At 74.1% G+C, this 12,025-nt stretch carries 10 protein-coding genes and 1 riboswitch; of the genes, 5 read left to right on the top strand and 5 right to left on the bottom strand.

Annotated features, from left to right (window positions below; genetic code table 11):
- Positions 1 to 144: 144 nt before the first annotated feature.
- A complete protein-coding gene (gene icmB, locus HCN52_RS15885) occupies positions 145 to 549 on the bottom strand; it encodes a coenzyme B12-dependent isobutyryl CoA mutase small subunit (RefSeq protein ID WP_167974575.1) in 405 nt (134 codons plus the stop codon).
- 575 nt (positions 550 to 1,124) lie between these two features.
- Here icmB and HCN52_RS15880 point away from each other — a divergent pair.
- Positions 1,125 to 2,930, top strand: a complete 1,806-nt coding sequence (locus tag HCN52_RS15880; protein ID WP_312876723.1) for a M23 family metallopeptidase — start codon at positions 1,125 to 1,127, stop codon at positions 2,928 to 2,930.
- 61 nt (positions 2,931 to 2,991) lie between these two features.
- On the opposite strand, the gene HCN52_RS15875 is transcribed toward HCN52_RS15880, so the two are convergent.
- From HCN52_RS15875 to pcrA, 3 genes are all read right to left on the bottom strand, one after another.
- Positions 2,992 to 3,657: a hypothetical protein gene (locus tag HCN52_RS15875; protein WP_168089105.1), complete on the bottom strand. Its 666-nt coding sequence runs from the start codon at positions 3,655 to 3,657 to the stop codon at positions 2,992 to 2,994.
- A 227-nt stretch (positions 3,658 to 3,884) separates the two neighbouring features.
- Complete coding sequence (locus tag HCN52_RS15870) at positions 3,885 to 4,691, bottom strand: hypothetical protein (protein WP_168089098.1); 807 nt, start codon at positions 4,689 to 4,691, stop codon at positions 3,885 to 3,887.
- A 259-nt stretch (positions 4,692 to 4,950) separates the two neighbouring features.
- Positions 4,951 to 7,503 carry a DNA helicase PcrA gene (pcrA, locus tag HCN52_RS15865; protein ID WP_168089104.1) on the bottom strand — a complete coding sequence of 851 codons (2,553 nt, stop codon included), beginning with the start codon at positions 7,501 to 7,503 and terminating at the stop codon, positions 4,951 to 4,953.
- A gap of 56 nt (positions 7,504 to 7,559) precedes the next feature.
- Between pcrA and HCN52_RS15860 the strand changes: the two genes are divergently transcribed.
- A complete protein-coding gene (locus HCN52_RS15860) occupies positions 7,560 to 8,192 on the top strand; it encodes a DUF1707 SHOCT-like domain-containing protein (RefSeq protein ID WP_168089103.1) in 633 nt (210 codons plus the stop codon).
- A gap of 267 nt (positions 8,193 to 8,459) precedes the next feature.
- Positions 8,460 to 8,635: riboswitch (cyclic di-AMP (ydaO/yuaA leader) on the top strand.
- An 8-nt stretch (positions 8,636 to 8,643) separates the two neighbouring features.
- Complete coding sequence (locus tag HCN52_RS15855; protein ID WP_168089102.1) at positions 8,644 to 9,972, top strand: C40 family peptidase; 1,329 nt, start codon at positions 8,644 to 8,646, stop codon at positions 9,970 to 9,972.
- A 51-nt stretch (positions 9,973 to 10,023) separates the two neighbouring features.
- On the opposite strand, the gene HCN52_RS15850 is transcribed toward HCN52_RS15855, so the two are convergent.
- Positions 10,024 to 10,374 (bottom strand): hypothetical protein, encoded by a 351-nt coding sequence (locus tag HCN52_RS15850; protein ID WP_168089101.1) that lies wholly within the window; start codon positions 10,372 to 10,374, stop codon positions 10,024 to 10,026.
- Positions 10,375 to 10,509: 135 nt separating this feature from the next.
- On the opposite strand from HCN52_RS15850, the gene HCN52_RS15845 reads away from it, so the two are divergent.
- Both HCN52_RS15845 and HCN52_RS15840 read left to right on the top strand, forming a co-directional pair.
- On the top strand, positions 10,510 to 11,232 hold the full coding sequence (locus tag HCN52_RS15845; RefSeq protein ID WP_168089100.1) for a DsbA family protein: 723 nt from the start codon (positions 10,510 to 10,512) through the stop codon (positions 11,230 to 11,232).
- Between the two features lie 65 nt (positions 11,233 to 11,297).
- A complete protein-coding gene (locus tag HCN52_RS15840) occupies positions 11,298 to 12,005 on the top strand; it encodes a coiled-coil domain-containing protein (protein ID WP_168089099.1) in 708 nt (235 codons plus the stop codon).
- Positions 12,006 to 12,025: the final 20 nt, after the last annotated feature.

The raw sequence follows: 12,025 nt of genomic DNA, 5'->3' as shown, positions 1-12,025 counted from the left end.
GACGACGACACCGACCGGCTCTTCGACCTTCCCGACGGTGACCCGGTGAAGCCGATAGCACTCGCCTACCTCGGGCCGGGCGGGTCGGCCGCGTCGTCGGGCGCCTCGTCGGGCGCCGACGCGCCCGACGCAGGTGCGCCGGTGTCAGGCCGCCCGGGCGTGGGCCCGCACCCAGGCGACGACGTCCCCGGTCGGCGCGCCGGGGGTGAAGATCTCCGCCACGCCCTGCTGCTTCAGCGGGGCGATGTCGTCCTCGGGGATGATCCCGCCGCCGAAGACGGTGATGTCGGCCGCGTCCCGCTCCTTGAGGAGCGCGATGACCTTGGCGAACAGGGTGTTGTGCGCCCCGGAGAGGATGGAGAGGCCGATGGCGTCCGCGTCCTCCTGGATCGCGGTGTCCACGATCTGCTCCGGCGTCTGGTGCAGCCCGGTGTAGATGACCTCCATGCCCGCGTCCCGCAGCGCCCTGGCGATCACCTTGGCCCCGCGGTCGTGGCCGTCGAGCCCCGGCTTGGCGACGACCACACGAATCGGCCCCGACACATCCATCACTACCTCCCATGCCTCGGCCCCAGTGCCGAGTGAACGCGCGTTAGCAACAGCATGTCGCACGCCACGGCCTGAGCGATACGCACAGAGGGAGAAATCACACGGTCGACCTTCGCGGTGACGTCCGGTAGCCGAGCCCCGGGGAGCACCCCGGGCGGGCACCGCTCGACACGCCCGACCCCCGGGCCGCACACACGGTCGGACATCACGGGACCCGCGGAATCCGGCCGGGCGGCGGCCCCCCGGGTCGGCGACGCCGGCCGGGCGATGGGTCGGTCACGAAAGCCGCACAGTCCGCGCGGCGCGCGGCGACGCCAACGGCCCCCACCTGCACGCCGGAGCCCCGCAGTTCCGGGGATTCCGCCACCGCCATCGCAACTCGAACGATCGAACGGGATTCGAATATGCGGTGCAGTAGTCATGCGCGGGCCCGGCAAAGTCGACCGAATGCCCGTTTCCTTCCGCGACCGGGCAGCGGGAAGATTGTCGCCCGCGCACAGCGGCGGGTACAGTCGCCGCACTACAGCCGCCGGGGCCACGCCCCGCCTCTGTCGTCGAGCCGGAAGGCATGGTCGGTGAACGATCGTCACCTGTCGGGGCACCCGTACCCAGCCGGCACAGCTGACGGCGGCGGCGACCCCGCATCGGGGTACTCCGCCGACTACTCCGCTTATACCCAGCCGTCCTACGGTCACGCCTACGCGGATCAGCCGGGCTCCCCCACCGGATATGAGGGTGCGGACCCCTTCGGCCGGCAGCAGGGCCAGGGGGGATCGGACCTCTCGGGCGCCCCCTACGGCGGCGACCCGCTCGGGGTCGACCCCCTCCTCGGCGGAGGGCCGGTCGACGGCAACGGCTTCGCCGACCCGTTCGGTCACGGCACCCCCGGGGGCAACGCGCCGCAGCAGCACAGTGGTTACGGACACGACCCCTACGGCCAGGCCGCCGCGTACGGCAACGGCCACTACGGCACCGCCACCTGGGACAGCACCCCCGCCCACGGCACACCCGCGGTCGACCCCGCCTACGGCGGTCACGCCGCCGGCGCCCCCTACGAGGCGGTCGGTTACGGCGAGCAGCAGTGGGACCAGGGCGTCGCCACGGCCACCGCCACCCTGCAGCCGCCGGCCGAGCAGGCCACCATCACCGCGACCGACGCCACGGGTTGGGACACGGCCGACTGGGACTCCTGGAACGCCAGGACCGACGGCATCCCCGCGCAGGCCGACGGCGGTCGGTACGAGGACCCCGCCGGCGGCGCCTCCCACGAGGGCTGGACGGCCGGGCACGGCGGCTACGCCGCGGCGGACCACGCCGAGGACGGCGGCTGGGGCCACGAGGCCCCCCCGCGCGACCAGTTCGACCCGGCCCGCGACGGCTACGACGACACCGCGTACGGCGACACCGCGTACGGCACTGAGGCGGACCACGGCCACGAGGCGGCCCACGGGTACGACGACGGCACGCCCGCGGGCGGCGACGGATCGGGCGACGCCGCCCCCGCGCCCCTGGACGACCCCTACACCGCGGTGCTGGCGGCGACCGCCGCGGCCCGGCAGGGCGGCGGCGACGTCGAGGGCCCGCACCCCGGCAACCGCAGGGCGCGCCGGCGCCCCAAGCCGAAGCGTTCGGCGCTGCTGACCGTGGCGGCACCGTCCCTGTGCGTCCTGGGCGTCTCGGCCGTGGCAGCGTCGGCGATCACCACGCCCGACGGTCCCGCCCACTCGGAGGACGACCTGCCGCTGGCCGCGGCCGGGGGCGACGAGGTGGACGAGGCGGCGATCGCCGCTGCCGAGGCGGCGGCCGCGGAACGCACGGCGGCGGCCAACGAGCGGCTCGACACCCAGCTGGAAGGTCTGACGGCCGCGGCCGACGACTACGCCGACCGCGCCAGCCGGACCCAGGGACGCATGGACCTGGAGAAGAAGAAGGCGGAGGAGCAGGCCGAGGCGGAGGCCGAGGCGGCCCGTCAGGAAGAGCTGCGCCCCAAGTTCTTCGTGCCGGTGGACCAGCGCGGCATGAGCGCGGTCTACGGCCAGTCCGGCATCAACTGGATGTCGATGCACACCGGGATCGACTTCCCCGTCAGCTACGGCACCCCGATCCGTGCCGCCACCGACGGCACGGTCCGCACGCTGGTCAACCCCTCCTACGGCAACCTGGCCATCGTCACCGCCCCCGACGGCACCGAGACCTGGTACGCGCACCTCAGCAGCCACGTGCACTACTCGGGCAGCGTGCAGGCCGGCACGGTGATCGCCTACTCCGGCAACTCCGGCAAGTCGACCGGCCCGCACCTGCACTTCGAGGTCCGCCCGGCCGGCGGCGCGGCGGTCGACCCGGCCGCCTGGCTGCGCAGCAAGGGACTCTCCCCCAACTGACCGCGGCACGACGACGAGGGGCGGACCGCCGAAGCGGTCCGCCCCTCGTCGTCGGTGCCTCTCAGAACGCGCCCGGACGGCGGCGCAGCGCGTGGCACAGCCCGCCGACCGACAGGGCAGCGGCCGGGGCGAAGAGCAGCGTCAGGACGTCGGACCAACCGCCGGTGCGGGCCCACGTGCCCCAGAGGTCGCCGAACCGCTGGAAGAACAGCTCGGCCGCGGTGACGCCGGTGACGTCGCCGACCAGCAGGGTGATGACCAGGGCAAGGCCGTAGAGGTCGCCGAGCACCACCGCGAACAGGGCGAGAGCGGCCCCGGCGCCGTGGTGCCACGCGGACCAGCCGAGCAGTGCGGGGCCCAGTGCCACCAGCGCCCCGAGGACGAGCGAGACGACGGAGAGCACCGCGAACTCGCTGGTCGCCGGGTCGAAGAGCAACCGGACGAGCAGCGCGTAGCAGACGCCGCCCACCAGCGCGGCCAGCAGGGAGAGCCCCGCTGCGCCCAGCAGCCGCCCCGTGGTCCGGGGCCCCACCGGGCGCGGGTACCCGGCGGCGGGGTGGATGGGGGCGGCCGGGTGGACGGCACCCGGGGGGACGGGGGCGGGTCCGCCGACCTGCCCGGCCGACGGCCCGGCGCGGCCGGGGACTCCGGCGCCGGGCGGTGCCTGCGGTGCTCCCGCCCGGGTGGGGCCCGAGGGGCGCTGCGTCGGGGGCCAGGGCTGGCTCATCGCTCTCCTGGGGGACGGACTGGCACGAGCACCGTCACACTATCCCCGGCTGCGCGCAGTCGAGTTGCCGTACCTCCCCGGAGCCGCCGCCCCCGGACGCCGGTGGCGGGTCGCCGCCGCCGGTGGGAACTACCGCGACACAGCGGCGCGGCGACCGCTGGTGCTCCGGTCGCCGCGCCGTGGTCCGTCCGCAGCCGGGGTGCCCGCCCCGGCGAAGGTGCGGCCGGTCAGCTCTGCTTGTCGCGCTTGAGCACGCCCTGGGCGACGATGACCGCGCCCAGCGGGGCGAAGGCCATGAACACCCAGTCCATGGGCTCGGCGCCGTCGTTCCACATCTCCATCAGCTCGCCCATGTCCCCGAAGAACAGGCTCATCGCGCCGTCGCCCGAGCCGAGCATCAGCGTCTGGAACTCGTTGGCGACCATCGCGAGGCCGAAGATCGTGCCGAAGTAGATGGCGACACCGGCCAGCACCACGCCCACGCCGTAGGCGATCCAGTTGCGCTTGGCCAGGAAGGCGGGTCCCGCGCCGACGATGACGCCCACCAGCAGCGAGACGTACCCGATCTGGCGGGTCTCCCCCGCCTCCAGGTCGGTCATGGCGTTGAAGAGGGCCCCGTAGGCGAAGACGCAGATCACGGCGGCGACGAGCGCGGCGCCGAGCGCGAACCACAGGTTCTGCGGCGGACCGGAGGACTTCTCCTCCTGCCCGCCCGGCAGCGGGCCGGGGGTGCCGCCGGGCGCGGGGTAGCCGTAGCCGCCCTGCTGGGCGCCGGCGGGGCCGGGCTGACCGTAACCGGCGGGGCCGGGCCGGCCGTAGCCGCCGGGCGCGGGCTGACCGTGGCCGCCCGGTGCCTGCTGCGCCGCGTCCGCGGGGGCGCCGTAGGCCGGCTGCTGCGGGGCGGGCGGCGCGGCGAATCCGGGGGGCGGGGTGTGCGGGGCGCCGAATCCCTGCGGCTGCGCCGGTGCGGGCTGTCCCTGCTGCGGGCCGGGCCCGTTGTCGCCGGTCGGCTGCTGCTGCCAGGGCTGGCTCATCGTGGTCTCCCCCTGCGTGCGGTACCCCGCGCGCTGTGATGCGGTGAATGCGCAGGTGGTCCGGCTGCGCTCGGCAAGCTAACCGCGTGACGAACCGGAACGACAAGCGGTTTGTCGGCACTGTGACACGACGGCGACATCCGTCACGGCGTCAGATCGCACCGGGCGCTCGCGGACGTCCTCCCAGGTCGGGGGCGTGGCGGCGGCCGATGCGCGGCGCCCCCACGTCCTCGCCCCGGGCGGCGCGCACCGTGCACCGTCAGAGCTTCTCGACCGGCGCGTACCGCAGCAGCAGCCGCTTGGGGCTCTCGCCGCCGAAGTCGACGGTGGCCTGCGCCCGGTCACCGCTGCCCTCGACCGCGACGACGGTGCCCAGCCCGAAGGTGTCGTGCGTGACGCGGTCGCCCGGCGCCAGGGCGACGACCTCGCGGTCCGTGACCCGGCCGGTGGCGAACCCGGAGGCGCCCCGGGTGAGCCGGTTGCGCGAGGAGCCGCCGCCCGCGGCACGGCCGGGGGCGGGCGCGCTCGCGGTACCGCCGGTGCGGCGCCAGTCGAGATGGACCCCGGGAATCTCCTCCAGGAACCGGGACGGCGGGTTGTACTGCGGCTGCCCCCAGGCGCTGCGGACCGTGGCGCGCGTGACGTACAGCCGCTCGCGGGCCCGGGTGATGCCGACGTAGGCGAGCCGCCGCTCCTCCTCCAGCTCCTTCGTCTTGCCCAGCGACCGCATGTGCGGGAAGACGCCGTCCTCCATGCCGGTGAGGAAGACGGTGGGGAACTCCAGGCCCTTCGCGGTGTGGAGGGTCATGAGCGTGATGACGCCGTCGGTCCCCTCCTCGTCGTCGGGGATCTGGTCGGAGTCGGCGACCAGCGAGACCCGCTCCAGGAAGTCCGCGAGGGTGCCCGGCTCGTCGTCCGGCTGTGCCTCCTCGAACTCCAGCGCCACGGCGGCGAGTTCCTGGAGGTTCTCCACGCGGGTCTCGTCCTGCGGGTCGGTCGAGGCCTGGAGCTCCGCCAGGTACCCCGTGCGTTCCAGGACGGCCTCCAGCACGGTGGCGGGACCGGCGCCCGACTCGGCGATCGTCGCCAGCTCCTCCAGCAGCGCGTTGAACCGCTTGACGGCGTTGGCGGAGCGGGCGGCCATCCCGTAGGCCTCGTCCACGCGGCGCAGCGCCTGGGCGAACGACACCTTCTCCCGCAGCGCCAGCGCCTCGATCATCGCCTCGGCCCGGTCGCCGATGCCGCGCTTGGGGACGTTGAGCACCCGGCGCAGCGAGACGGTGTCCTCGCGGTTGGCAAGCACCCGCAGGTAGGCCAGGACATCGCGGACCTCACGGCGCTCGTAGAAGCGGACGCCGCCGACGACCTTGTAGGGCAGCCCGACCCGGATGAAGATCTCCTCGAAGACCCGGGACTGGGCGTTGGTGCGGTAGAAGACCGCGACGTCGCCCGGGCGGCTGGTGCCGGCGTCGGTGAGCCGGTCGATCTCCTCGGCGACGAACTGAGCCTCGTCGTGCTCGGTGTCCGCCACGTAGCCGACGATCCTGGCGCCCTCGCCGGACTCGGTCCACAGGTTCTTGGCGCGCCGGTTCTCGTTGCGCTCGATGACGGCGTTGGCGGCGGTGAGGATGGTCTGGGTGGAGCGGTAGTTCTGCTCCAGCAGCAGCGTCGTCGCCTGCGGGTAGTCCTCCTCGAACTGGAGGATGTTGCGGATGGTGGCGCCGCGGAAGGCGTAGATCGACTGGTCGGCGTCGCCGACCACGCACAGTTCGGCGGGCCCGACCGCGCCGGGCTCCTCGCTCGCGGTGCCGACCAGCTCGCGGACCAGCGTGTACTGGGCGTGGTTGGTGTCCTGGTACTCGTCCACCATGACGTGGCGGAACCGCCGCCGGTAGTGCTCCGCGACGTCGGGAAACGCCTGGAGCAGGTGGACGGTGGTCATGATGATGTCGTCGAAGTCCAGGGCGTTGGCCTGCTGGAGCCGGGACTGGTACAGCGCGTACGCCTCGGCCAGCGTCTTCTCGAAGCCGTCCTGCGCGCCCGCGGCGAAGTCCTCGGGGTCGATCAGCTCGTTCTTCAGGTTGGAGACCTTGGCGCTGAACGACTTCGGGGGGAACTTCTTCGGGTCGAGGTCGAGGTCGCGGCAGACCAGCGCCATCAGCCGCTTGGAGTCGGCCGCGTCGTAGATGGAGAAGCTCGACGTCATCCCGAGCTTCTTCGACTCGCGGCGCAGGATGCGGACGCAGGCGCTGTGGAAGGTCATCACCCACATCGCGTTGGCGCGCGGGCCGACCAGTTCCGCGACCCGCTCCTTCATCTCCCCGGCGGCCTTGTTGGTGAAGGTGATCGCGAGGATCTGGCCGGGGTGGGCGCCGCGCGCGGCGAGGAGGTACCCGATGCGGTGGGTGAGGACCCGGGTCTTCCCCGAGCCGGCTCCCGCGACGATCAGCAGCGGTGCGCCGCTGTGGGTGACCGCGGCGCGCTGCTGGTCGTTGAGGCCGGTGAGCAGCTGCTCGGGGTCGATCGCCGGCCGGGCGGCGCCGTCGCGGTAGTACCCGGGCGCCTCGGGCTCGGTGGTGAAGGCCCCGGCGAAGAGGTCGTCGGGGACGTCCTCGGGCGGCGGGTACGACCCTTCCTCCGGCGGGGGAGGCTCCTCGTCGTGCCGGGGCGCGCCCCAGGCGGCGCGGTCGCCGGAAGCGTCGTCGACGGCCTCGGCGAAGGTCCCCTGGTGTGCGGTGCCGCCGGGGCGGCCGGCCGCGCCGGCGGCCGCCGCGAGGAAGTCGGCGCTGTCGTCGAAAAGGCTGCTGCTCATCGCTCCCGAGTCTAAGGTGACGGCCGAGGGTGCCCCACAGCTCCTAGAATCCCGGTATGACTAACCTGCCGCAGCCTTCTGACCACGATCCGCGCGCTGCCCTGAGGGCCTCGGACTCGGACCGGGAGGCGGTCGCGGAGCGGCTGCGGGAGGCGGCGGGGGACGGCCGGCTGGATCTGGAGGAGCTGCAGGAGCGGTTGGACCGGACGTTCACCGCGAAGACCTACGGCGACCTGGCGCCGATCACGGCGGACCTGCCCGGGGGCCGGATGCACGCGCCCCCGCCGCAGCAGCCGGCGCCGGCCGCGCCGCCTGCGCCGCCGCTGGTGCTGAAGGGCGGCGTGGCGGGCGACTCCCGCAGGGGGCACTGGGTGGTGCCGCAGCGCATCCACCTCTACGGCGGCATGGGCGGCGTCAAGGTCGACTTCACGCAGGCGGAACTGACCCAGTCCCTCGTGGACCTGGACGCGCACGGCGACATCGGCGGGGTGACGGTGGTGGTGCCGACCACCTGGCGGGTGGAGTTGCTGCACACCGAGTCGGGCATGGGCGGCGTCTCCAACAAGACCAGTAAACTGCCGCCGCCCGAGGGGCCGGGGCCGGTGCTGCGGGCGACCTGCTCGGGCGGGATCGGCGGGGTCACGATCCGCCACCCCAACCGCTGGGAGCTGCGGAAACTCCGGAAGTAGGCGCGCGCGGGAGCGTACGCGCCGCGGCGTGCCCGCCGGTCCGGGCTGCGATCGGCCGGGCTTGCTGCCGCCGCGCCGCCGAAGCGTCCCCGCCCCTGTCGCGGCACGGCGGAACGGGCCGTCGAACGGTCCCGGCGGAGAGGGGAACGTGCTGAAGGTCACGACCGGGTTTCGACGTTCGGTCCGTCCGCTCTTCCCAACGCGCTGTGCCACTGGCTAGCGTGCGGGCAGGGCGACCCGCACGACGGCTGCCGAACGCGGCGGCACGGGTCTCCCCCGCCGAGTCCGGAGTCCTTCACCGGAGCCGGGGAACCACTTGGGAGCGCGCCCACCGCGCTCCCCGGGCCGAGTCGGGGTCGCGCTCCACCGGGCGCACCCCGTAGGGCAGCCTTCCGTGGCCCGAGGCCGTCAGCTCACCTGGTAGGCGGTTGCCGGAAGGAAGGACACCGCTGTGGGTTCCCATCGAAAGCTGCGTACCGGGCTGTTCGACTCGCCTGCCGCACGCCGCGGCGTCGTCGGGCTCGGGGCCGTCGCGCTCTCCGCCACGCTCCTCTCCCAGCAGGCCCTCGCCGACGAGGAGTCGCTCTCCGAGGCGCGGGAACGCGCCGAGACCAGCTCCGGACGGGTCGCCGAGGTCCGGGAGCGCGTGGACGCGCTCTACCAGGAGGCGGGCGCCGCGACGCAGCGCTACAACGCCGCCGAGGAGGCGACCGACGAGCAGCAGAAGGCCGTGGACGCGCTGCTGGACGAGGCGGCGGTGGCTGCCGGCGAGGTGAACGAGGCCCGCCGCACCGTCGGCCAGTTCGCCACCGCCCGCTACCGGCACGGCAACGCCTCCGACACCGCGACCCTGCTGCTGGTGAACGATCCGCAGCGGTACTTCGACACCCGGTACGCGCTGGGCCGTCTCACCGGTCAACAGCAGCACGCCCTCGACAACTTCGCCGCACGGCAGGGCACGGCGGACGTCAAGCGCGGCGAGGCCCAGGAGGCGCTGGCCGAACTGGAGGAGCGGCAGACCGAGCTGGACACCGAGAAGCAGGACGTGCAGGAGAAGCTGCGCGCGGCACGGGAACTGCTGGACTCCCTCTCCGAGGAGGAGGCGGAGCAGCTGGCCGAGCTGGAGCGGCTGGAGCAGGAGGAGGCGGACCGCCGGGCGCGGGAACTGCGCGAGCGCCGTGAGGCCGAGGCCCGGGAGGCCGCCGAGCGGGAGGCGGCGGAGCCGGCGCCGCAGGAGGGCGGCTCCGCCGACTCCGGCAGCGGCTCCGGCTCCGGCTCCGGCTCCGGATCAGGCTCGGGCGGCGGTTCCGGCAGCGGCTCGGGCGGCGGCAGCGGTTCGGGCTCCGGCTCCGGCGGGGGGTCGGGCAGCGGCGGGGGGTCGGCACCGAGCCCGCCGTCCACGACGCCGCCGGCGCCGGGCTCCGACTACAGCGCCAAGGCCGCGACGGTCCTCGCCTTCGCCGAGCGGGAGCTGGGCAAGCCCTACGTCTGGGGCGGCACCGGCCCCTCCGGGTGGGACTGCTCCGGCCTCACCCAGGCCGCGTGGCGGGCCGCCGGCGTGGAACTGCCGCGCGTCACCTACGACCAGGTGAACGTCGGCACGCGGGTGTCCCAGAGCGAGCTGCTCCCGGGCGACCTGATCTTCTTCTACCCCGGCGTGACGCACGTCGGCATCTACGTCGGCGACGGCCAGATGATCCACGCCCCGCGGCCGGGCGACGTGGTGAAGGTCGAGGCGATCCGCGTCATGCCGTTCCACAGCGCGGTGCGCCCCGCCTGAGCGGTGTGAGGTCCCGCGGTGGCGCGTGCCGCCGCGGGACCGGCTGCCGTCTCACCAGAGGGTGGCGATGAAGATGTTGGCGGTGGTCAGCAGGCCGATGGTGCCGAAGATCGGGGTGGCGACCTTCTCCTCGTCCCGGTTGAGGTAGGCGAGGGCGGTCACCACCACGAGCAGGACCAGCTTGATCCCGATCTTGATGTGGTTGACGTCGGCGCCGTCCGCCTCGTTGAGGCCCACCAGCGCGATGCCGGTGACCAGCATGGTCAGGGCTCCGTGCAGCATGCCGGGCGTGACGCGGGCCTCGCCGGACTTCAGGAGCTTCGTCTGGGCGAGGAAGCCGCCGAGCAGGGCGGCGATGCCGATGATGTGGAGCGCGAGGAACAGATTCGTCAGGAACTGCATGGTGGGGAGCGTACTGGCCGCCGTTCGGGTGGGTGACGCCCGTATGCTGATACGGATCCCTGGCCGCGGGCCGGGGCGCCCCGCACCCGTCACCCGCCGCCCGGCGCCCGCGTCGGTCGGCTGCCTGGAGCCCGGATGTTCAGCCGCAAGAAGCAGTCCGCCCTCGTCATGATCGTGGTCGCGTTGGTGGTCGGGGCCATGGTCCTGACGGGGCTGACCTCGATCGGCGGCTCCGGCGGTGCCGCCGACCAGGAGGGCGGCCCCGATGCGCTGGCGCCGATCTCCGCCGAGGACCCGGTCCGGCAGTTGGAGCGCCGGGAGGCGGGCGATCCGCTGGCCCTGGGCGAGCAGGACGCGCCGGTGGTCATGGTCGAGTACTCCGACTTCCAGTGCGCGTTCTGCGGCGGCTACGCCCGCGGCAGCTACCCCGCACTGGTCGAGGAGTACGTCGACGCGGGTGTGCTGCGGATCGAGTTCCGCAACTTCCCGATCTTCGGCCCGGAGTCCGACACGGCGGCGCGTGCCGCGTGGGCGGCGGGGCAGCAGGGCCGCTTCTGGGAGTTCTACGAGGCCGCCTTCGCCGAGGACGCCCACCGCGACTCGGGGAAGTACTCGGTGGACGGGGTGCGGGAGCTGGCCGAGCAGGCCGGAGTGCCCGACCTCGACAGGTTCGGCGAGGACCTGGACTCCGCGGAGGCCGGTGAGTCGGTGGAGCGGGACGCGACCGAGGGGTTCGAGCTCGGTGTGGAGACCACCCCGGCGTTCCTGCTGAACGGCCACCCCGTGGTGGGCGGACAGCGTCCCGACGTCTTCCGCGACATCATCGATCAGCTCCTGGAACACGACGGTCAGAACTGACGCATTGCCGTCAGTCCCGGTCGGTCCGCCGGTCCGGGGGCGCTCCGGGGCTAGCGTCCGGAGCCATGGCTCACCCAGACACACCCGGCCGTCGACGGCCCGCGCACCGGAAGCCGGGGGCTCGTTCCCTCGTCGCCTCCCCGGCGCGCACCGGCGCCGGTCTCACCCTCGTCGGCGCCGCTGCCGTGGGCGCGCTCCACGCCCCGGCGGCTGCGGACCCCCAGCCGAGTTCGGCCGAGGTCCGCACCCGCGTCGCCGAGCTCCACCACGAGGCCGAGCAGGCCACCGAGCGGTACAACGGAGCGACGGAGGCAGCGGAGGAGGCCGAGGCCCGCCTCGAGCGCCTCACCGACGACGCCGCCCGCCGGACCGCCGGGCTGAACGACGCGCGGGACGCCCTCGGCGCCGACGCCGCCGCCCGCTACCGCTCCGGCGGATTGCCGCCCACCGTCCACCTGGCACTCGCCGCCGACCCCGACTCCTACCTGAGCCGCGCCGCCGCGCTGGAACGCTCGCAGCACCGGCAGAGCGGCGCGCTGACCCGGCTGGAGTCCCAGCTCGACCGCATCGAGGAGGTCCGCGCCGAGGCCGAGCAGGAGCACGAGACGCTCCGCGAGGCGCGCGCCGCCGCGAAGCAGGAGCGCGCCCGTGTGCTGCAGCGCACCGCTGAGGCCGAGGAGCTGCTGGCCACGCTGACCGCGGCCGAGCGCGCCGCCGCCCTCGCCGCCGAGGGCCACGGCGAGGAGCGGTCCGGTGGGCGGCGTCGTCGGTGAGGCGCTCGAGGCGGGCCTCG

It is taken from the genome of Streptomyces bohaiensis (assembly GCF_012033785.1).
GTDB lineage: Bacteria > Actinomycetota > Actinomycetes > Streptomycetales > Streptomycetaceae > Streptomyces > Streptomyces bohaiensis.
The sequence above is the reverse complement of the archived record's forward strand: the minus strand, read 5'-3'. Positions and strand labels throughout refer to the sequence as shown.

Excerpts from the sequence above, each read along its gene's own strand:
- HCN52_RS15845 (WP_168089100.1), top strand. The coding sequence starts at position 10,510 with ATGTTCAGCCGCAAGAAGCAGTCCGCCCTCGTCATGATCGTGGTCGCG.
- HCN52_RS15840 (WP_168089099.1), top strand. The coding sequence starts at position 11,298 with ATGGCTCACCCAGACACACCCGGCCGTCGACGGCCCGCGCACCGGAAG.
- HCN52_RS15875 (WP_168089105.1), bottom strand. The coding sequence starts at position 3,657 with ATGAGCCAGCCCTGGCCCCCGACGCAGCGCCCCTCGGGCCCCACCCGG.
- icmB (WP_167974575.1), bottom strand. The coding sequence starts at position 549 with ATGGATGTGTCGGGGCCGATTCGTGTGGTCGTCGCCAAGCCGGGGCTC.
- HCN52_RS15860 (WP_168089103.1), top strand. The coding sequence starts at position 7,560 with ATGACTAACCTGCCGCAGCCTTCTGACCACGATCCGCGCGCTGCCCTG.
- HCN52_RS15850 (WP_168089101.1), bottom strand. The coding sequence starts at position 10,374 with ATGCAGTTCCTGACGAATCTGTTCCTCGCGCTCCACATCATCGGCATC.
- pcrA (WP_168089104.1), bottom strand. The coding sequence starts at position 7,503 with ATGAGCAGCAGCCTTTTCGACGACAGCGCCGACTTCCTCGCGGCGGCC.
- HCN52_RS15870 (WP_168089098.1), bottom strand. The coding sequence starts at position 4,691 with ATGAGCCAGCCCTGGCAGCAGCAGCCGACCGGCGACAACGGGCCCGGC.